Here is a 20,519-nt window from a genome sequence, read left to right on the forward strand (position 1 = left end):
GCAGACCACGGACTTACCTGACATTTACCGGCAGCTGAGCCGCCTCTGTCGGAGTCTCCAAACGGACCTGGCTTCCCTATTTTTTTGGCAATATAAGGCCATTTCCGGAAAACCACCATTTCCTTTTAGTCCGGTACAGCTTGCTTTTTTACCAGGTTTCGCTCGGCTAGTCATCGATTAAAACACGACTTTGTAGGTTACGATTATCGGATCCTCCCGGTCTGTTAATTGCTCAACCGTCTCAAGGAGTTTGTTTTCGTGGCTGCCGAAATAGCCGATATCCAACGCTCGTTGCCAATCGGACGGCTGCATCACCTGGTAGAAGTATCCATCTTTTGAATAGCTTTGATTGCGGATACCCAATAGCGACTTTGTAATTTTTTTCTTACCGGTATCCCGATGGATGAATACCTCGAAAAAGGGAAAGGTGACAAGGTCTTCACTTGAGAAGTTGGGGCTTCTTTCAATCCCGTAGACCAGGACCTTTGTAACCCCCTCGGTGAAGTCAATTTGCCCAGTATTGAAGGCATAGTTTTGAGAGAGCAGGACGTTTTCCATAAATGCTTCGCCGCTCAGTTCAAAGTCAGCGGGTAGCATGCCTTTTTCGCCAAAATTGAGGTGGATAAAGGTAGAAACCGAGTCATCGATGAATTGATAAATGGTGTCGCTTAGCCCGAAACTCAATAAATGGCCGTTTTGCATTTTTGTGATCATTCCGGGGTTAAGCTCGCCGCTGTGAGGCAAGGTAGCGATCGGAAGGGTTTTCGACGTTTTTGTTTCTACATTCACGGCATGAAATACCTGATTCCCGACATTTCCAACCGGTTCTGATGCGATCAAAAAGTTTTCGGGTGATAGTAGTGAAACCGTGGGAACAAAACCATAGTCGCCCAGCGTGATTTCTTGCTTCAGGTCAAATTGGGGTAGCTGGTACTTGAGAAGCGTTCCTCTTCCGGTATTGATATAGAGATCGTCTTTTTCCACAATCATGCCGTGAAGGGACGGATATTCTCCGGGACCGTCTCCTTTTCTATTCCAGCTTTTCAAGTGATTGCCCGCTAAGTCAAAGGAATGAATGGATAGGTCGTTAACGCATTTGTTGGCGTAATAGATTTTATCCGTTACGACCAATTCGAATACGCGACAAGACAGGTTAATGAGGCTATCTTTTGGCGCTACCAGGGGAATGAATGCAACCTCAGAAGCACAATTTTCAAAATTGACTAGCGTCGAATTGTCCAATTCCACGCTGGAGTAGTCAAGCAATTCGTTGTTTTTGGTTTGACAACTCAGGGAAATGCAGCCGCCAATCAAAACCAAAAGCAGGTATACCTTGACTTTACCCATGGTCGCTTCACCGAGGTCCGGCATTCGTGATCGCCGCATCAACCTGCTTTTCAAATTGCTTGAAGTTTTCGTTGAAAAGACGAACCAGTTTGGTTTTTACGTCACGGAATTTATCTGCGTCATCCCAGGTGTTTTCCGGTACCAATAGTTCCGCTGGCACACCAGGGCAGGACAGCGGTATGGTTAAGCCAAATTCTTTCTCCTCATGGGTAGCTACGTCTTTGAAGTCGTTGTTGTGAATGGCATCCAGGATTGCCCGTGTGTAGCGGAGTTTGATTCGGGCACCGGACCCGTAATCCCCACCACTCCAACCGGTATTTACAAGCCAGGCATTTACCTGGTGGTCTTTCATTTTCTGCGCCAGGAGTTTTGCGTAGGTATTCGGGTGCCACATCATAAAGGCTGCCCCAAAACAGGCACTAAAGGTGGCCTGTGGTTCTTTGACGCCCATTTCTGTACCGGCTACTTTTGCCGTATAGCCCGAAATAAAATGGTAACTGGCCTGCTCGGGACTGAGTTTGCTCACCGGTGGCAACACACCGAAGGCATCGCAGGTGAGAAAAATAATATTTTTGGGGTGCCCTGCGGTGCAGGGGATTTGCGTGTTGTCAATAAATTCGATCGGGTAGGAAGCCCGGGTGTTTTGAGTAATGGAGGTATCGCTGTAGTCTACCTCTCGGGTTTTCGGATCGTAGACCACATTTTCCAACACGGTGCCATAGCGGATGGCGTTGAATATGTCCGGTTCGTTTTCCGCACTTAGATCAATGGCTTTGGCATAGCAGCCGCCTTCGATGTTAAACACGCCTTCCTCATGCCAGCAATGCTCGTCATCGCCGATTAACCTGCGTTTGGGATCGGCACTTAAGGTGGTCTTACCGGTTCCCGATAGGCCGAACAATAAGGATACGTCTCCTGACTCGCCTACATTTGCCGAACAGTGCATGGGCAGTACATCCTTCATCGGCATCAGGTAGTTCATGATAGAAAACACGCCTTTCTTCATTTCTCCTGCATACTCCGTACCCAAAATGACCATTTCTTTCCGCTCGAGGCTAAGTCCGATGCTGGTTTTGGAGGTCATGTTGGTAGTAAAGTGGTTGGCTGGAAAGCTACCCGCATTGAAAACGATGTAATCCGGCTCTCCAAAAGATGCCAGCTCTTCGCTATTGGGCATAATCAGCATGTTTTGCATAAACAAGGCATGATAGGCCCGGGTACAAATAATCCGTATTTTCAGGCGGTATTTGGGTTCCCATCCGGCAAAGGCATCCACGACATACAGGTGATCCCGGGTATTCAAATAATCGATGGCCCGCTCTCGGTTCACAAGAAAGGTATGTTCATCCATCTCGTAATTCACGGCACCCCAGTCAATGTTTTTTTCCGACGTGGGATGCCGGACAACGCGCTTATCTTTGGGACTTCTACCGGTTTTGTTACCGGAATACACCATCAGTGCCCCCTTGTTGGAAATTGCGGACCCTTTTTCCAGCCGTAATGCCGACTCGTATAAAATCGCAGACGCACTATTACGAAAAATATCCGCCACGTTAATCCCGTAAGCCGTTAAATTAAAATCCATAAATGGGTTTGATTTTGGTCCAAATGAACCTAAAAGTACAAACCGATCCATGGATTATCAACTTATTAGTCGAATTAAGCAAAAAAACCTGAAGGGTATCAGGTTTTTTGGGGTTCCAACTAAATTACATTTTCCCTTTGAGCATCCGGTTCCAATAAAGGTAAGGCAAGCCGTATTTTTTTAGCAGCCACATGGGATACAACTCTTTTGACGTATCGAAAAGCTTGCTTAATAGCGGATCGCTGTCCCGAACATTGTCGTATTTAAACTCAGCCAATACCATTTTTCCATAGCCGGTAACCAAAGGACAACTGGAATACCCCTCGTAGATCTTTTCTCCCAATTTGTTGTTTTTGATTAGATGGAGCAGGTTTTCGGCAACCACCGGGGCTTGTTTGCGAATGGCCGCTCCGGTTTTTGCCGTGGGCAGGGCTGCCACATCCCCCAGGGCGAAAATATCCGGATAGTCTAAATGCTGCATGGTGTTGATATCCACCTTTACCCATCCCTTGGAGGGTCCGTCCTGATGTGCTATCGGGGAATCCTGGATGAACCGCGGGGCCTCCTGGGGTGGGGCCAGGTGCAGCATATCGTAGGGCATAACAATCTCTGTTTCTCCCACGATCTCTTCGCGAATGCTGCTATCTTCGGTTCCCACGCAACTATTAATACCGGATTGGGAATACTTGAAGTGTATCTTTTTGTTTTTAGAATCAATTTTGAACGGTGTATAAAACGGCTTAAAGAAAATATCCCGCTCTTGTATAATCTTATTCAGCGTATCTGCAAATGCCTTGACACCGAAAATGACGGTTCCCGGAGTGGCAAAAATCACGTTTGACTTGTCCCGCAACCCATTTTTTCGTAAATAATCTTCGGCCAGGTACATGATTTTTTGTGGCGCCCCGCCGCATTTGATAGGCGTGGCGGGTTGGGTAAATACGGCATTGCCACCCTTAAAATTCTGCAGCACTTCCCAGGTATATTCCGGATCCACGTAGTTGGAACATACCCCATCTTTTCCAAGGCTTTCCCGCAACCCTTCGATCCCATCCAGATTCATTACCAGCCCCGGCGCTACCACGAGGTAGTCGTAGCTAAATTGCCCAGATGATTGGGTGCCCACTACTTTGTTTTCGGGATCAATGGAAGTGGCCGCATCCTTGATCCAGTCAACGCCCTCCGGAATGTATTGCGCTTCATCCCGTATCGTTTTCTCCATATCAAAGGTACCTGCGCCGACCAGGGTCCATGCAGGCTGGTAGTAATGCTTTTCGGAGGGTTCGATGATAGCCATCTGCAGCTGCTTGTTTGCGCGTTTTAGTCTGGCTGCCACCATGATTCCGGCCGTGCCACCTCCTACGATTAAAATTTTATAGTTCTTCATTGGTTTTATTGGTTAATAATCAACTAAAGAAGACGAAAAAACCAGTAGAAGTATGTAATAAACATCACAAAGCCCAAAACCTGGACGATCTAGCAGAGGTTTAATCCAAGGGATCCCGTCGGAGAGGGTATCGGGGCCGTAAAAAGAAAACCCTACTTATCCGGTTTATACCCAGCGAAAAACTGCACGGAGTCCCACCTGGCGCTTTAGGGAATCCATTTAATGTGCTTGAAGTTGGGTTTTCGTTTTTCCAAAAAGGCATCCCTTCCTTCCTTGGCTTCGTCCGTCATGTAGGCAAGGCGGGTTGCTTCCCCGGCAAACACCTGCTGCCCTACCATCCCATCGTCAGTCAGATTGAACGCAAATTTTAGCATTTTGATGGAAGTGGGGGATTTGGCGAGAATCTCCTGCGCCCATTCAAAAGCCCGGTCTTCCAATTCTTCGTGTGGATACACCGCGTTGACCATTCCCATGTCGTAGGCTTCCTGAGCCGTGTAGCTTCTCCCCAGAAAAAATATCTCTCGTGCCCGTTTTTGCCCAACCATTTTCGCCAGATAAGCGGAACCATAGCCCCCGTCAAAACTGGTTACATCCGCATCGGTTTGTTTGAATAGGGCGTGTTCCTTGCTGGCCAGGCTGAGGTCACAGACCACGTGCAGGCTGTGTCCGCCACCAACGGCCCAGCCGGGGACCACTGCAATGACCACCTTAGGCATAAAGCGAATCAACCGCTGCACTTCCAGGATGTTTAAGCGATGCATGCCATCTTCTCCCACATATCCCTGTTTTCCACGGGCCTTTTGATCACCGCCGCTGCAAAAAGAATACACGCCGTCTTTGGGAGAAGGGCCCTCTGCCGACAAGAGAACCACACCAATACGGGTATCTTCCCGGGCATCCAAAAAGGCTTCGTACAGCTCACTGGTCGTTTGCGGTCGAAATGCATTCCGTACCTCTGGTCGGTTGAAGGCAATTCGGGCCACGCCCTCGCATTTTTTATAGGTTATGTCTTTGTAGTCTTTTACGGTCTTCCAATCCATCATTGTTAGCAAATTTTTACCTGCAAGATAGCAGTCAAATGTGAATTTTCAGAAAGAATCCCTTCCGCAGTCCGATCAATAGGTTTATTTTTTAGTTATTTTACAAAAAAAGTAGCAATGGTAATTTTTGGTGACACATCTTTTACATCCGAGGCAATCAAAACAGGGGATCGCAGAGGCCTGAAACCAGAATTTGAGAAGGCGTTTGGTTTTTGCCGGCAGTGGTTGGAGGGTACCGACTCGTTTCGTGTTCGTACCTCCGGCTCAACGGGTTCCCCCAAGGAGATTTCCGTGACGCGCGAGCAAATGCTGGCCAGCGTCCATGCTACCCGTCGATTTTTCGAAATAGAAAAGGGAAGCAGCCTGTTGTGTTGCCTGGATACAGAGAAGATCGCGGGAAAAATGATGTTGCTTCGTGGGCTAGAATGGGAAGGCGTCCTGCAGGTAGTACCGCCGGTAGCCAATCCACTCGAGAATATGCAGCAGGAAAGCCTTGATTTTGTGGCCATGGTACCCATGCAGGTTGCCGCTTGTTTCGATCATCCCCATACGCGGGAGGCACTAAACCGGATCAAAATATTGATTATCGGCGGAGCCCCGGTAGGCCCGGACTTACGTGAAAGAATTAAGGGATTATCTGGTAACGTTTACCAAACCTTTGGCATGACGGAAACGGTATCTCATGTAGCGCTGGCGGACTTAAAGGCATCCGGACCGCTGGAATACCGGGCACTTCCAGAGGTAAGGCTGGCTATGGATAGCAGCAATCGGCTTTGTATCCACTCACCTATGAGCGGGGTGGACTGGCTAGTTACCCATGATGTGGTAGAATTGACTTCCGACCGATCGTTTTTGTGGAGGGGTAGGGCAGATTTTGTGGTGAATTCCGGGGGAATCAAACTGTATCCGGAAGAAATTTCTGAGCAAATAGCTCCCCTGGTCCAGGAACTATTCCCGTCCAGGAACTTTTTTCTGACCGGAATCCCAGACGCCAGGCTGGGAGAAGTGCTGGTACTGGTGGTAGAAGGGATTGGAGATGACCGACGTGCCGAACGCCTCCTGAAAGCAGCGAAGGCGCTTTTGCCCCGGTATTGGAATCCAAAAGACATCCGGTTTATTCCTCGTTTTTGCTGGACTACCACTGGAAAAATCGATCAAATACGTACCTTAGTAGCATGGGAAAACGAATAATGTGTACGCTTTTTGCCTTGCTTATGGTCATTACTAGTGAAGGAAATAATGGGTTTTTGCAAATAACCGTCCATATCCCGGGTGAAAACAAGGGATTGATTCAATTGCTGGTTTTTGATTCAGCTGCGGGTTTTCCTGACCAGCCCAAAAAGGCCGTTCGCTCCAAATCAGCGCCTGTCGATGCCGGCAAAGCTATCTTTCTGTTTTCTGGGTTGAAAGAGGGCTTTTATGCCGCATCCGCTTTTCATGATGCAGACGAAGACGGGGTCATGCGAAAGTCGATCTTTGGGATGCCCAAGGATGCCTACGGTTTTTCCAACGATGCCCGTAAGCCTTTCTCAATTCCTTCGTTTACTAACGCTTCTTTTTTTCATTCCAAAGGAGGATCATCCGTGGAATTTACCCTTAAATCACCATGAATCGGACCCTTCAGATTGCTGTAGCGATTGTGGGCCTCCTGGCTGCCGGCGTATACATGCTCCATTTTTTCGGACAGATTAATCATCCCTACATACCTGCCATTAGCGGCGGTGTGCTGATCGTTGCTTACCTGTTTGGCTTGTATGCGAGAAAAAAGCAGGAGAAGGAATAATTTCCGTCAAGTAAACACCACTTACCCACCATAAAATGCGTGTACAATCACAAAATATGACGTTTGTCATGGTTTCGATTGATGGAAGTAAGTAATTTTTTTCGGCCGCTGTGTTATCTTTAAGCCATTAATCAGTGCAAACCTTTCAATCCAACTTGATATGAAAAAGCTATTGGTTCCCACGGATTTCTCGGCGTATGCAGACGCCGCGCTTGATTTTGCCAGGCAATTGGCCCAGAAGTACGATGCCGAGATCTATTTGACGCACGTGGTGTTGACGCCAGTAAACTGGACGAAATTAACCAAAGAACAAGAAAACCTGTATCCGGATACCCTGGAAATCATCCGGAAAGCAAAGAAAGAACTGTCTTTACGCTTGGAACGGTTGAAAGAGGCCGGTGTTCGTGCCAGTGAATGGTTGCATTTTAGTGATGGCAAGGAGCGCCTTATTTCGTACATTTCCGCAGAAAAAATTGACATGGTGGTCATGGGTTCCCATGGAAAGTACGGGTTTAAAGCCCATGTGCTTGGTTCCAACACTTACACCGTACTGCGAAAAGCCGGCATACCCGTTGTTGTGGTGAAGCCTTCTGAAGGCGCCTTTACCTTCGATAAGGTGGTATTGGCCACCGACTTTAAGGAAGCCTCAGGAAAAGCCTTTCAGACCCTTGGGGATACGATACGGTTTATGGGGGGGACTCCTGAATTGTTGTACGTAAATACCCCGGCCAATTTTATGGAAAACTCCCAAATCAAGCAGCTAGGGGAAGAATTTCTACAAAAGTTTGGCTTATACCCCCACGAAATCCATATCTACAGCGCCTATAATGTGGAGCGGGGCATCATACAATTTGCTCAGGAAGCCGATGTGGATGCCGTGGCGCTCATTACCCACGGTAAGACCGACTTGCAACAGCTTTTTTCACCCTCTGTGACCGAGAATTTGGTCACCTATTTGGATAAACCTGTAATCAGCTTAAACGTAACAGCGTTTGACCAATGAAAAATGCCCCGCTATTTTTTTAGCGGGGCCATTTTCGTTCCTTCTCGAAACCGGATGGATTAACCGAAAAATTGTTTCAGGGATTCAATTTTCTTGTCCAGGGAAGCTTCCGTTGCCCGATAGGCCTCCCGATTCGGTAAGGGTTCATTTACTGAAATATAGTATTTTATTTTCGGCTCGGTTCCCGAAGGTCGTGCAGATATTTTGCTCCCGTCTTCGAGGTAAAACTGAATCACGTTTGATTTTTCCAGATCCAGGGGATGGGTTTTTCCATCTTTCATGGAGTAGACCTTGCTTTCCTGAACATCCACGATTTTTTCCACCGGAATACCGTTGATCGAGGTGGGTTTATTGGTCCGGAATCCACGCATCAACTCCTGAATCTGTTCCGCACCGTCTTTCCCCTTTTTGGTAATTGAAATCAGGGATTCTTTATAAAAACCGTACTTCATATATATTTCCGCCAGTACATCGATGAGGTTCATGCCTCGCTGACGGTAGTAGGCGACAATTTCGGCCACGATTGCGCAGGCAGAGACGCCGTCTTTGTCCCGCACAAAATCTCCAACCAGAAACCCGTAGCTCTCTTCCCCTCCAGCGATAAATTCCTTTTTGCCCTCATTTTCCAGAATAACGGCAGCGATGTTTTTGAACCCGGTAAGTACGTCGTAATACTCCACATCAAAATCCTTGCTAATAACTCCGAGTAGGTCGGTAGTAACGATCGTACTTACCGTAAACTGCTTGCCTGTAAGCCGGTCTTGTTCCCGGTACAGGTTGAGTAGGTAATAGATGATCACGGCACCGGTTTGGTTGCCATTCAGGAGTTCGTACTCTCCCTTTTCATTGGGAATAACGGCCGCATAGCGGTCTCCATCCGGGTCGCAGGCAAGGACCAGTTCTGCCTTTACCTCCCGGGCCAATTTGATGGATAGGTCAAGTGCCTCGGCTTCCTCTGGATTGGGATACTTTACGGTGGGGAAGGTACCATCTGGCTCGATTTGTTCTTTGACCAGGTGGATATTTTCAAACCCAAAAACCTTTAGCGCTGCCGGTACCATCTTACCGGAAGCGCCGTGAATGGGGGAGAAGACAACCGTCATGTCCTTTGCCACAAGGTTGTTCTGAGGAGATAAACTCAGTTTTTTGACCTCATTGAGGTAAATTAGATCAAAATCCTCTTCGATAAATTCTTTCAGTTCATCGTTTTTTTCCCAATTGACATCATCGATGGATTTAATTTTTAGCACTTCCGTGATGATATTTTTGTCGTGTGGGGAGACCACCTGCCCGCCATCGTCCCAATAGACTTTGTACCCATTGTACTCTTTTGGATTGTGCGAAGCGGTGACCATTACGCCACTTTTGCACTGGTAATGGCGAATGGCAAAAGACAGCATGGGGGTGGGGCGCATGTCCCGGAAATAGCAAACGCGAATACCATTGGCAGTAAGCACATTGGCCGTGGTTTCGGCAAATAGGGTATTATTGATTCGTGAATCGTGGGTAATGGCTACCTTGATTTCCTCCTCGGGAAAGCTCATTTTCAAGTAGTTTGCTAGGCCTTGAGTAGCCATGCCGATGGTATAGACGTTCATTCGGTTCGAACCGATTCCCATCACGCCGCGTAAACCTCCGGTTCCAAATTCCAAGTCGCGGTAAAAAGCGTCTATTAATTCCGTGGGGTCCTCCGCATCCAGCAAAGCGCGGATCTCTTCTTTACTTCGTTCATCCAGATTACTGCTAAGCCAGGATTGGGCTTTGTTGACGATGGCTGCATCTTTCATGGGTAAAAAAAATTCGTTTTGGTTGATATTTGAACGCCAAAATATACACATTAATATGCATTTCCGCCTACTTTGGAAGGCAAATTTTAAAAGCATAAGCGGCTGACTACTGCCCTCGGGAATTTTTAAAAGCGGTTGTTGGAATATGCGCTCATATTCTCTACCTTCATCTTTTAAAACATGCAAAACAGCTTTTTGTCTTTATGGATTTTGATAAACTTGATAAGGATCTTTCCACCATCGTGGAGTTACGAATTCGTCTGAGTACCATTACGTATGCGGACCCGGATTACGACGATATCGAAGAAGAACTGCACGACCTGGAGGATACGCTTAACGAGCAATACGGAGAGGAATTAGAGGCCCGGTTGGAAGAGATTTACGAAGCGCTTTCTTCAGACAACGACGTGCTTTTGCCCTCGGCCTATCTGGCGAATACATATGTCCCTATGCAGCCCGATGCCCGGGGTGTGGTGACCTACGATGTGCAAGGGATGGAAGGCGTGCCCATCGAATCCGAGCAGTTTGACGGGCAAGACGTGCGCATTGCACTGGTGCCGAATCCAGCGCGCTTTGTCATGGTAATCAACGGGCGTTCGTTAAAAGATCTTTGGCGTTCGAGGTAGGCAGTGATTTGGAAATGGTTACCAAAAAGTGGAAGGATATGGGACCAACGGCCTGCATTTTTGCCGGTACGAATCCTGCTTCTCGGCTTGTTGGACTCGTTCTATTGATACACGGTTTGTTCGGGTGTTCCGGTCTCCGTTCCAATCCAAACGGTGTAATTGCCTCGTTGCCAGGGGAGGAGGCGTTGCAGAAAGATGCCGCCGACGTTTTTTCAGATCCCATTCAGGTAGGCGTATTTTTTATGCCATCTTGGAATGTTTCGGGTAACCCTATGCAGGATATAGACAGCTTCTGGTCCTGTCTCCGTGGGCGTGAAAATTGCCGTTTTTTGGCTGACAAAGGTGCATGGGGTCCAAACGGCAGAATTTATACGACTAAATATCCCTACGAAGGTCCTTTTCTGGATAAAATGCCCGCAAAGCAATTAAAAGGGTTTTACAAGCGGGATGATCCGGAAGTTGTCCGAAAGCAATTGGATTTCATGTACGATTATGGCATCGACTTTTTTGCGTACAATTGGTTCTTTGGGCGGCATTACTATTACCATCGAAATTTCGCTCCTCAGTCGGACGTCTATTATCCGAAGGGTTGGAAAATTGACGCAGCGCGTGACGGCAGGGTAGCGGTGCCAGGCGTGGAGGAATGGACCGATCAGCTCGATGTGTTACTTCAGGAGAATTACAAAAGACCAGAAGGTAAGCGGTTGAAATTTGCGCTTAATTGGTGTGACGATAGTGAAGATCGATGGATTCAATGGCTTCGTATGGCTTCTCCCGAAAATCTTCGCTCGAAGACCAACTATCGTGGAGAAACTCCCGACAAAGACCTTTATTTACGTGTACACGATAAAATAACCCTGCTGTGGATTGATAAATATTTTCATCGGTCCGATTACTTGACCGATGAAATCGGGAGGCCGGTCGTCTATTTTTATTTTCCTCACGATACGGAAGCGAGGGCGAGTTACTACGGTGTACGATTGAACGAATTGTTGCAACGTTCTCAAAATTTGGCGAAAAATGCGGGATTTCCGGGAATCAAATTTATAGCGGTAACTTCCGGGGCCATGACTTCCTCGCTACAGGCCTATGGTATGCCTACATCCTGGAAACCGTTTGATCCCGATCAGCCCTGGAAAGGGGGCAACTATTCCGATCGTTTGCTTTTTCAGGACTACGTTCCCCGGCTAAAAGCCTTGGGATTTGAGGGATTGACGGCCTACATTTACCATGACTTTTACGATCAGAATAATAAAAGTTATGCGGATATGCGGAAGACTTATCGGGGGCATTGGGATAAGTGGTCTGCGTATTTTCGAGATGACGATCAGTTCGACTATCAGGTTCCCGTGGCAATGGGCTGGGATAGAAGGCCTGCAGGAGGTACCTGGCCCCAGAAAAGTGGGCTCCCCAGTGAACCTTTGAAAGACCGGGTCCGTTCGGACAAAAGCACCTTCAAAGCCAAGCTGACGGATGCCAGAGACGTCCTATTGGAAAACAGGTCATCGAATGGAAATACCTTGATGGTCTGCTGTTGGAATGAATACCTGGAGGGCAATCATATTGAGCCGTCCAGGGGCCATGGGTTCGATTACCTGGAGGCCATCCGAGAGGTACTTAGCCCCTGACAGGCTATTTTTGGCTTCATTCTTACCGGGGCTCGCTGCCTGCTTCTCTACCTGAAGCCAAGATGATTCCTGACTTTGTTGAGTAGCACCTGTGCCGTTTCCCGCGCCCGCTTTTCCCCGACCTCCAGTCTCGACTCCAATTCCTGAGGGTTATTCATGAAATGATCGAATGTTGTTCGTTCTGATCCGAAATTTTCCAGAATGAGCTCCAGAAGTTCCTTTTTCGCATGGCCGTACCCAAAATTTCCTTGCAGGTACCTGTTCCTCAGGGCGGCCGTCTGTTCTTTTTCGGCGATGAGGCTGTACAAGGCATATACCGTGCAGGTATCTGGGTTTTTCGGCTCTTCCAGAGGGGTACTGTCGGTGACAATGGCATTGATGTTTTTCTTCAATTGTTTCTCTGGTAGAAAAATATCGATGTAATTGTTGTACGATTTGCTCATTTTTTGCCCATCGGTACCTGGAATAATTTTCACATTATCGGATATTCTGGGCTCAGGAACGGTGAGCAGTTCTTCTCCCACCCGGTGGTTAAACGTATTGGCGATGTCCCGGGATATTTCCAGGTGTTGCAACTGATCCTTTCCCACGGGTACCAGGTTTGCTTCGTACAGAAGGATATCCGCGGCCATTAAAATAGGGTAAGTAAACAGCCCCGCGTTTACGTCTGCGAGTCGGTCAGACTTGTCCTTGAAGCTGTGGGCATTTGCCAGCATGGGGTAGGGAGTAAAACAACTTAAATACCAGGTGAGCTCGGTGACTTCCGGAATGCGGGATTGGCGGTAGAACACCGTCTTTTCTGTGTCCAGCCCGAATGCCAGCCAGGCAGCCGCCACAGCATTTACATTTTCCACGCGCTGCGCCGCATCCTTGATGGTGGTAAGCGAATGAAAATCCGCAATGAAGATAAATGACTCGTTGTTTCCCTCTCGGCTCAGGTCGATAGCTGGCTTAATAGCGCCCAAAATGTTCCCCAAATGGGGCTTGCCCGAACTCTGAATTCCTGTCAATACTCTTGCCATTACTGTATTTTTGCTGCAAATTAAGGGAATTAACGCAATAATTTGCGGTAATTTTGCCGTTATTTGTACGCATGAAAAGGACAACATTTTTGGTAGCGGTGTGTGGGTTTTTGTTTTCCTGTTCCGTAGACGTTAACAGTCAGGACGTTGTAGGTTCTGGTTTGGTGTGGGAAAATAGCCTGGTTAATGTTGGAGCAGTTTTGGCGGAAGATGGTCCGGCGACGGCTGATTTTTACTTCGTCAACAAAACCGATTCATCGGTATACATTCGTTCGGTGGAGACGGATTGCGGATGCACGGTAGCCGACTATTCCAAAGACAGCCTTGCTCCCGAAAAAGTTGGTTTGGTGAAGGTCAGGTACGATCCACAGTCCAGGGGAGGAACCTTTTCTAAGTTGATTATTGTCCGATCCAATGCGTATCCGGAAGGAGACTCCTTATTTCTTGAGGGAGTGAACGTGCCTTATCCGAAAGACCCGCAAAAGCATTACGGGGTTCGAAAAGCGGGTCTGGGATTTGTATTCCCGGTCATCAACCTCGGCACCTTGTTTACAGATGCGCCAAAAACCAAGTTTGTGGATTTTTATAATTTCAACGACTTCCCCATCCAACTCAGTCAAAAACAGGCACAACTTCCCGAACACATTGCAGTCGAGATGATTCCTTCCGTAGTCCCTGCGGGTTCCAGGGCGGTCTTTTCAATTACCTACGATGCGGCGCTAAAAAAGGACCTGGGTTTTGTGGAAGACGCATTTTCGTTGTCCCTGCTTTCCGGCGAGCGCATGGATGTGTCCATTGCGCTCATGGCTACCATTCACGAACATTTTGATCCGATACCAGTCGATCAGGTGGACGAGGTACCCAGGCTAAACATTGCGGAACGGGAAATCGATTTGGGTAAAATCAGTTCTGCCAGCAGCGTTTCGGGAAGAGTTAGCCTGGAAAATACAGGTCCACTCCCTCTTAACCTCCGGAAAGTAGTGTCAAATTGTGATTGCCTGGAATTTGCGATTCCCACCAACGACTTGGACCCGGGAGAAGAAATGGTATTGGTTTTTACCTTTGATCCGAAGGGAAGAAGGGGGATTGACCACAAGACCTTGACTTTTTTCAGTAACGATCCCTTGAATCCAACGCAAACCGTTGTCATCAAAAGCCGGATTGACTAAGGCGGGCATGGCCCGTTCGGATTGTACGGTTTGCGCGTTCAAATTCGCTTAATTCTGTGAGTGGATTTGTAATTTTGGGTAATATGATGGAATTTTACCGATCAGGCGGCCGCTGTTTCTCGTTTTGGTCAGCACAAACCCGGCAATGACGCACATGGAAAAGGAGTATCCTAAAAAGGAAATCATTGAAAAAATAAAGCAACTGGAAGAGAAGTTTCGATCTTCGGGTCAGGATTTGTCCTCGTATTTGGAAGGGTTACTTCACGCAGACTACCTGAATTACTGGGACTACATCAATCTGGACACCTTGCTTACCTTGCAGCAGCCGCGCACCTCGTTTCGGGACGAAAAGATCTTTATCGTCTATCACCAGATCACAGAGTTGTATTTTAACCTCATTTTGTGGGAACTGGAGCAGATGGCGGCGGAAAAAGAAATTGGCCTGGAATTCTTTAAAAGTAGGCTCAAGCGGGTGATCATGTATTTCGATTTGTTGATTTCTTCTTTTGCCGTAATGTGGAAGGGAATGGAACGGGAGCAGTTTATGAAATTCCGTATGTCCCTGCTTCCCGCCAGTGGGTTTCAAAGTGCCCAATACCGGATGATCGAAATCATGTGTACGGATATACAAAATTTGGTATACCTGGAAGCGAGAGAGGATTACAAGGACATTAACCTAACGAGCATCGATTCCTTATTTGATATTTTGTACTGGCAATATGGAGCAAAGGAGCTGGCCACGGGAGAAAAAACGCTGACACTCAAATCCTTTGAACAAAAATATGGGCCCGAGCTGAAAGAACTGATCGCCAAATTCAGAAAAAATAATTTGTGGAAAAAATACCTGTACCTTCCCGAAAAGGACGAAGCACTCACGGATCTCATGCGGGAATTGGATCAAAAAGCAAACGTATATTGGCCGCTCGCCCATTATAAATCCGCTGTAAAATACCTGCAGAAAGATCCCATGGATATCGCAGCAACCGGCGGCACCAATTGGCAAAAGTTTTTACCCCCCCGGTTTCAGAAGGTGATTTTTTATCCGGAGTTATGGACTGATTCAGAAATGGACGATTGGGGAAGAAATTGGGTGGAAAAAGAGCTTTTGGGAGGAGTTTCCGGCTAAGCGATGAGAAAGGAATTGCACCTGGTCCTCCGTCCCGAAGAAGTGTACGACGAACCGATTTTTCATCAACTTGTGGCAGGCAAAGCGGGGTTTGCATCAAGCGAAGAGCTCGTGATCCGTCAGGTTCGTAGGTCCATTGATGCCCGTAGCCGGCAGGTCAAAGTCAATGTGACCGTAGAGGTATTTGCAGGTGAACCGCCTCCAGCACGCGTAAATGCAGGAAAGACCTATCCCAACGTACGCAACTCCGATCCATTAATCATTGTGGGGGCGGGACCCGCAGGATTGTTTGCTGCGCTGCGCGCCATTGAGTTGGGCGTCAAACCCATCGTTTTGGAACGAGGAAAGGACGTGCGCTCCCGGAGACGTGACCTTGCTGCCCTCAACCGACGGCACCTGGTAGATCCCGATTCGAATTACTGTTTTGGTGAAGGAGGGGCGGGCACCTACTCGGATGGTAAGCTGTATACCCGGTCCAAGAAAAGAGGTGATATCCGGAGGGTCATGGAAATTTTGGTTTCTCATGGAGCAAAAGAAGATATTCTGGTGGATGCCCATCCCCACATCGGTACGAATAAACTGCCCGCACTGGTCGAAAACCTGCGGGAGCAGATCCTGCAGGCGGGCGGGGAAATCCATTTTGAAACCAAGGTGGTGGACCTGATTTTGGCCGGCGATCGTATTCAGGGAGTGGTTACGCAGGCAGGTGCCCGGGTCTTGGGTATGGGGGTGATTTTGGCTACCGGCCATTCTGCCCGGGATATTTTTTACCTTCTGGCAAGAAATAAAGTATACCTGGAAGCCAAACCCTTTGCTCTGGGCGTTCGTATCGAGCACGATCAGCAATTAATCGACCGTATCCAATACCATTGTCCGATAGATAGGGGGCGCTTTTTGCCTCCAGCCTCGTATAGCCTTGTTCAACAGACGGTTCTCGATGGGAAACAGCGTGGGGTTTTTTCATTTTGTATGTGTCCCGGTGGCTTTATCGTTCCCGCTGCCACCGCTCCGGGCGAAATTGTTGTCAATGGAATGAGTCCCAGTAGGAGAGATGGCAAATTTGCCAATTCAGGTATGGTGGTGGCAGTGGAACTGGAGGATTTGAATGGATACCATCAGCACGGACCCCTGGCTGCGATGGTTTTTCAGCAAGAGGTAGAACAGGCAGCATGGGCCGCTGCTGGCAAAAGCCAGGCGGCGCCGGCTCAACGTCTTATAGATTTTGTTCAGAAAAAAGAAAGTAGCGAGCTGCTAAAAACGTCCTACCAGCCCGGGCTCACTAGTTCCGACCTACACGCCGTTTTGCCGGAATTTATCGCCAAGCGGCTTGCCCTGGCGCTGCCAGGGATGGATCAAAAGATGAAAGGGTACGTAACAAATGAGGCACAACTGATCGGGGTGGAAAGTCGAACCTCTTCGCCGGTACGCATTCCGCGAGACAAGGAATCACTTGAGCATCCCCAGATTCAGCGTCTTTACCCCTGTGGAGAGGGCGCGGGATATGCAGGTGGGATCGTTTCGGCAGCCATGGACGGGGAACGCTGCGCCGAAAGGCTTATCAGTAAATACAGTCGCCCCAGACTGGCCTGATAATTGATCGAATACATACACCTATGAATCCTAAAAAAAAGACAGTCATCCTGGGAGCCAGTCCAAACCCCTCCCGGTTTTCCTACACAGCAGCCAGAATGTTTAAGGAAGCGGAGATTCCCTTCGTTCCGGTCGGGATCAAACAGGGAACGGTATTTGGAGCAGTGATTCAAAATCTCCGCGAGAAACCAGCGATTTCAGATGTGCACACCCTTACGCTTTATCTGGGACCCCAAAACCAGAAAGAGTGGTATGATTACATGCTTTCCCTAAATCCCCTACGCATCATTTTTAATCCCGGGACCGAAAATCCGGAATTGTATGATTTGGCAAAAGACCAAGGAATCGAGGTCTTACCGGCGTGCAACCTGGTATTGCTCCGAAGCGGCCAATTTTAGTATCACCGGGATTCCAAAAATCGGTTCATGTACCAAATATGCGGAGCCGATATCAGGGATACCAGTACAAAAAACAATAGGATAAGCTCTTCCGTACTGCTGCGTGGATATACAATCGCCAGGATAGCCGACATGCCAAGGATGCTTGCCGCCGTAAATGGAATCATTTTCCCAATAAATGTTTTCAGACCCTGAGGGCCAAAATGATGCTTTAGCGTACTGTATTCTACCTGCATGCTGGGAAGGGCATGCCAAAAACCAAAATAGAGGATGAATCCCAGCAAGAGGGGTAAGTGGTAGAAGAGGGAACCCATCAGGAGCATCTCTACCAGGTGTAGCCACCACTTTCTCGGTAGGTTACGGATGATAAGAATAGCACTGATGCTAAAACTGCCGATAATTACGTACCACCCGTACGGCGCCAGGGGGCTGGTATCGGCGATCCCACCGAGGATTTCTGTAGTGGATGCAAAGTCTCCCCAAAATAGTACACTCAAGTAGAAGACCCCGGTAAGCAGGTAGGTGGTTTTTTTCAGGAAAAAGAGGGGGGTATGGATGAAATGACTTTGCCCAAAATGGTAGGCCGACATCGCAAGAAATGCCAGCAGCGCAGGAACCGGCAAGAGCAGCCAAACCGATAAGTAGACGAGTATGATGGCCAGGTACTTCCCGATAAATTTCAGTAAGTGGACCTTACCAATACTGGGATTAAGCAGCAAATGATCCAGGGACCCGTGAGGAATGCCCACTGTGACCAAAACGATGCCAATTAGCACCCACTCAAACACGGGATTGTCCCGAAAAAAAAACAGGTAGATCAGAGCGATCGCAACACCCGCCAATTTCCCACCATTTTCAATGCTTCTCATAGTGTAGCAATGATTTGATAAAGATGGAAAACTTCAATCGGGATAGAAGCTTCAATTCTCCCAGGAAGTTTGACTCTTCGTTTAAAAAACGTAGGATTTCAGTTCCAGAATTGGTTTCAAACAAGTTGAAAAAAACTCCGGGAAGTGCATTCGGCCATTTTTTCGCAATGTTGAGAATGATGTTGTCATAAAAGGCAAAGCGCCTTTTTCGTTCCCAGCTCGCTTCAAAAGACTCCTGGGAGCGTTCAAGTTGTTCGACAATGGATTTGCAATGTTTTTGTATGGTGTGGAAGGTGTAGCCGGTACTGGCTTTGCTGCATCCTGCCAACGTGCCCAGGAGGGTGACGTGCGGGCTGCTGGATTTGGCGGCAGCAAACGTGGTCATCGGTATGCTTCCCTCTTCCTGGAACGTGACCTCAAAGGTTTCCTGCCCCAGGTTTTCCGCTATGTACCGGCGCAATGTTGGTTCCATGTCCCGGTAGTCCATTTTTTCGGTAGTAAAAACGGTATACTCTACCAACGCCTCTGTTTCACTAAAAGGTAGAAGATAGAAAAAATCTGTTTTGTCGTTGGAATCTGACAGGAAGTTCATCATCACTGCCGTACTTTTATCAAAACAAGCCCGTGGTGTTTTTATCTTCCAGCCGACGAACACTTGTTTCAATGCCGTACTTTCGGGTCGGAGAAATCCGGAATCCGGAATGCTATTGAATACTTTTCTGCCCGAATAGCGTGTGCCTTGTTCGGTGATAATTGACACCTGTCCAAATGCATTTTCCTTGATTTCACAGACGGAATCCCTGACAACCCGAACGTTCGGGTGCTCCTGAATGCGCTCTTTGATCTCGGAATAAAAGTCGGATGATTTTATATGAAAATATTTAAGACCGCCAAGTTGTTTTTTAACTTCTCTATTACCCAGGCGAATACTGATGTTTTCCCAGTGGATTATGGGACTGTTCTTTGGGTGAATTTCCAGCGGCTTTTCTGCCCAGTAACACCAGGTACGGTCGTTTACTGTTTTTGTGGACGAATCGATGACCAGAATGGAAGCATTTTTCAAACTGCTAGTTAACAGGTAGTGTACAAGACTCATTCCAGCACAGCCGAATCCGGTAATAACGAAGTCATAGGTCACATTGGGAGCGGTCATGGAAGGTGTACGTAGGCTAAGGTACTTTAGGAAGGGAAGGTAGAAAAAAAGCTGTCCCAAACCCGTTGGGACAGCTTTGAAGAAGTTTAGGCCATGGCCGCTTTTCTGCTTTTAGCAGTTTCAGCTATGGCGACGGTGTAAATCACCAAACCAAAACCAATCTTGTTTATGGCATCTGCCAAATTGTAAAACAAATCAATGCTGCTAACCTCAAAAGCTCCGGAAAGGAGATTTCCTGGTAGTACCATGTATCCAATTGGGTAAATGGACCATCCCAACGTAATGAAGATTTTCAACAAAAACATAGCCTTACCTAAGGCTGGACTGTCTGAAGTTTTGGCAAGCTTCGCAATGTCGCCAGCAAACACTTCGTATACGATGTAAAGGTAACCCAGGGTAGAAAGAACGCCCCACAAAATATTATTTTCGATTCCAGACGTCTCTCCGATGTATCCGGTGATCAACATCACGAGTGAAGCAACGATCAATTTGAACAAGGTGGCACCTTTCGCTCCAAAGGGCTTGGTTAGTAGATAAAATTCCACACACATCAGCGGAACTGTCAGCGTCCAGTCTACGTAACGGAATGCGGTAGGACTTTGACCGGTTTCCAGGTAGAAGTCACGCATGTAGTAATAATGTACGGCTGCTATCCCTGTGATGAGTGCAGATACGAGCAGGGATGTCTTCCATTTTCCATCCACCGAACCCCGTTCGACGATGAAAAATACAGCAGATGCAAACATGGCCATATACCCCATAAAAAAGGTGATGGCTACTGGGTCGCTGTTGATGATCTTGTCCAGACCAACCAAATCAGCAGTTAATACGGTGTTCATAGTTTTTTTTTTAAAATGAGAAATGGGATTATGAAAATTTCAATCTGGTAAACTTTTACAGAATAGGATTTGTTTAAATTTTAATCTAATAAAATAAACAAATGTTGTAAAGTGTAAACCAATTGCTGGAAAAATGTAGTGAAACGGTAGAAAATATAAATTTTTAT

Annotated in this window: 19 protein-coding genes; 10 read left to right on the plus strand and 9 right to left on the minus strand. The window is 47.5% G+C overall.

Going from position 1 to position 20,519, the window contains the following annotated elements; all coding sequences use genetic code 11:
• Positions 1–177: 177 nt before the first annotated feature.
• The 4 genes from GCU44_RS04370 to GCU44_RS04385 form a co-directional block, all read right to left on the minus strand.
• Positions 178–1,386 (minus strand): 6-bladed beta-propeller, encoded by a 1,209-nt coding sequence (locus GCU44_RS04370; protein WP_154854304.1) that lies wholly within the window; start codon positions 1,384–1,386, stop codon positions 178–180.
• Positions 1,355–2,932, minus strand: coding sequence for a phosphoenolpyruvate carboxykinase (ATP) (pckA, locus tag GCU44_RS04375; protein ID WP_154854307.1), 1,578 nt, complete (start codon positions 2,930–2,932; stop codon positions 1,355–1,357). The genes GCU44_RS04370 and pckA overlap by 32 nt, the downstream gene beginning before the upstream one ends.
• A gap of 124 nt (positions 2,933–3,056) precedes the next feature.
• Positions 3,057–4,319 (minus strand): NAD(P)/FAD-dependent oxidoreductase, encoded by a 1,263-nt coding sequence (locus tag GCU44_RS04380; RefSeq protein WP_154854310.1) that lies wholly within the window; start codon positions 4,317–4,319, stop codon positions 3,057–3,059.
• Positions 4,320–4,525: 206 nt separating this feature from the next.
• Entirely contained in the window at positions 4,526–5,359 is an 834-nt protein-coding gene (locus GCU44_RS04385) for a 1,4-dihydroxy-2-naphthoyl-CoA synthase (RefSeq protein WP_154854538.1), read from the minus strand.
• Between the two features lie 117 nt (positions 5,360–5,476).
• Here GCU44_RS04385 and GCU44_RS04390 point away from each other — a divergent pair, with 117 nt between their 5' ends.
• The 4 genes from GCU44_RS04390 to GCU44_RS04405 all read left to right on the plus strand — a co-directional run bounded on the left by GCU44_RS04390 (position 5,477) and on the right by GCU44_RS04405 (position 8,145).
• On the plus strand, positions 5,477–6,550 hold the full coding sequence (locus GCU44_RS04390; RefSeq protein WP_154854313.1) for an AMP-binding protein: 1,074 nt from the start codon (positions 5,477–5,479) through the stop codon (positions 6,548–6,550).
• Positions 6,535–6,969 carry a DUF2141 domain-containing protein gene (locus GCU44_RS04395; RefSeq protein WP_092168364.1) on the plus strand — a complete coding sequence of 145 codons (435 nt, stop codon included), beginning with the start codon at positions 6,535–6,537 and terminating at the stop codon, positions 6,967–6,969. Before GCU44_RS04390 ends, GCU44_RS04395 begins: the two co-directional genes overlap by 16 nt.
• A complete protein-coding gene (locus GCU44_RS04400) occupies positions 6,966–7,142 on the plus strand; it encodes a hypothetical protein (RefSeq protein WP_154854316.1) in 177 nt (58 codons plus the stop codon). The genes GCU44_RS04395 and GCU44_RS04400 overlap by 4 nt, the downstream gene beginning before the upstream one ends.
• Positions 7,143–7,302: 160 nt before the next feature.
• Positions 7,303–8,145: a universal stress protein gene (locus GCU44_RS04405; RefSeq protein WP_154854319.1), complete on the plus strand. Its 843-nt coding sequence runs from the start codon at positions 7,303–7,305 to the stop codon at positions 8,143–8,145.
• A 59-nt stretch (positions 8,146–8,204) separates the two neighbouring features.
• Here GCU44_RS04405 and GCU44_RS04410 read toward each other — a convergent pair whose 3' ends face one another.
• Positions 8,205–9,932 (minus strand): phospho-sugar mutase, encoded by a 1,728-nt coding sequence (locus tag GCU44_RS04410; protein WP_154854321.1) that lies wholly within the window; start codon positions 9,930–9,932, stop codon positions 8,205–8,207.
• A gap of 203 nt (positions 9,933–10,135) precedes the next feature.
• Here GCU44_RS04410 and GCU44_RS04415 point away from each other — a divergent pair, with 203 nt between their 5' ends.
• Both GCU44_RS04415 and GCU44_RS04420 read left to right on the plus strand, forming a co-directional pair.
• Positions 10,136–10,558 carry a hypothetical protein gene (locus GCU44_RS04415; protein WP_092168370.1) on the plus strand — a complete coding sequence of 141 codons (423 nt, stop codon included), beginning with the start codon at positions 10,136–10,138 and terminating at the stop codon, positions 10,556–10,558.
• Positions 10,559–10,887: 329 nt separating this feature from the next.
• Positions 10,888–12,186: a glycoside hydrolase family 99-like domain-containing protein gene (locus GCU44_RS04420; protein ID WP_241684835.1), complete on the plus strand. Its 1,299-nt coding sequence runs from the start codon at positions 10,888–10,890 to the stop codon at positions 12,184–12,186.
• A 47-nt stretch (positions 12,187–12,233) separates the two neighbouring features.
• Here GCU44_RS04420 and trpS read toward each other — a convergent pair whose 3' ends face one another.
• A complete protein-coding gene (gene trpS / locus GCU44_RS04425; RefSeq protein ID WP_092168373.1) occupies positions 12,234–13,208 on the minus strand; it encodes a tryptophan--tRNA ligase in 975 nt (324 codons plus the stop codon).
• 71 nt (positions 13,209–13,279) lie between these two features.
• Between trpS and GCU44_RS04430 the strand changes: the two genes are divergently transcribed.
• The 4 genes from GCU44_RS04430 to GCU44_RS04445 all read left to right on the plus strand — a co-directional run bounded on the left by GCU44_RS04430 (position 13,280) and on the right by GCU44_RS04445 (position 17,491).
• Positions 13,280–14,377 carry a DUF1573 domain-containing protein gene (locus GCU44_RS04430; protein WP_154854327.1) on the plus strand — a complete coding sequence of 366 codons (1,098 nt, stop codon included), beginning with the start codon at positions 13,280–13,282 and terminating at the stop codon, positions 14,375–14,377.
• Positions 14,378–14,531: 154 nt separating this feature from the next.
• Positions 14,532–15,503 carry a tryptophan 2,3-dioxygenase family protein gene (locus GCU44_RS04435; protein ID WP_154854330.1) on the plus strand — a complete coding sequence of 324 codons (972 nt, stop codon included), beginning with the start codon at positions 14,532–14,534 and terminating at the stop codon, positions 15,501–15,503.
• Positions 15,504–15,506: 3 nt separating this feature from the next.
• Entirely contained in the window at positions 15,507–17,093 is a 1,587-nt protein-coding gene (locus GCU44_RS04440; RefSeq protein WP_154854333.1) for an NAD(P)/FAD-dependent oxidoreductase, read from the plus strand.
• A 23-nt stretch (positions 17,094–17,116) separates the two neighbouring features.
• Positions 17,117–17,491: a CoA-binding protein gene (locus GCU44_RS04445; RefSeq protein WP_154854335.1), complete on the plus strand. Its 375-nt coding sequence runs from the start codon at positions 17,117–17,119 to the stop codon at positions 17,489–17,491.
• A gap of 2 nt (positions 17,492–17,493) precedes the next feature.
• Here GCU44_RS04445 and GCU44_RS04450 read toward each other — a convergent pair whose 3' ends face one another.
• From GCU44_RS04450 to GCU44_RS04460, 3 genes are read right to left on the minus strand one after another with little or no spacing between them, the layout of a single operon-like run.
• Positions 17,494–18,360, minus strand: coding sequence for a Brp/Blh family beta-carotene 15,15'-dioxygenase (locus GCU44_RS04450; RefSeq protein WP_154854337.1), 867 nt, complete (start codon positions 18,358–18,360; stop codon positions 17,494–17,496).
• On the minus strand, positions 18,347–19,573 hold the full coding sequence (locus GCU44_RS04455) for a lycopene cyclase family protein (protein ID WP_241684836.1): 1,227 nt from the start codon (positions 19,571–19,573) through the stop codon (positions 18,347–18,349). Before GCU44_RS04455 ends, GCU44_RS04450 begins: the two co-directional genes overlap by 14 nt.
• A gap of 26 nt (positions 19,574–19,599) precedes the next feature.
• On the minus strand, positions 19,600–20,352 hold the full coding sequence (locus GCU44_RS04460; protein WP_092168390.1) for a bacteriorhodopsin: 753 nt from the start codon (positions 20,350–20,352) through the stop codon (positions 19,600–19,602).
• Between the last annotated feature and the right edge of the window lie 167 nt (positions 20,353–20,519).

This window comes from Cyclobacterium xiamenense (assembly GCF_009467825.1).
Classification (GTDB): Bacteria; Bacteroidota; Bacteroidia; order Cytophagales; family Cyclobacteriaceae; genus Cyclobacterium; species Cyclobacterium xiamenense.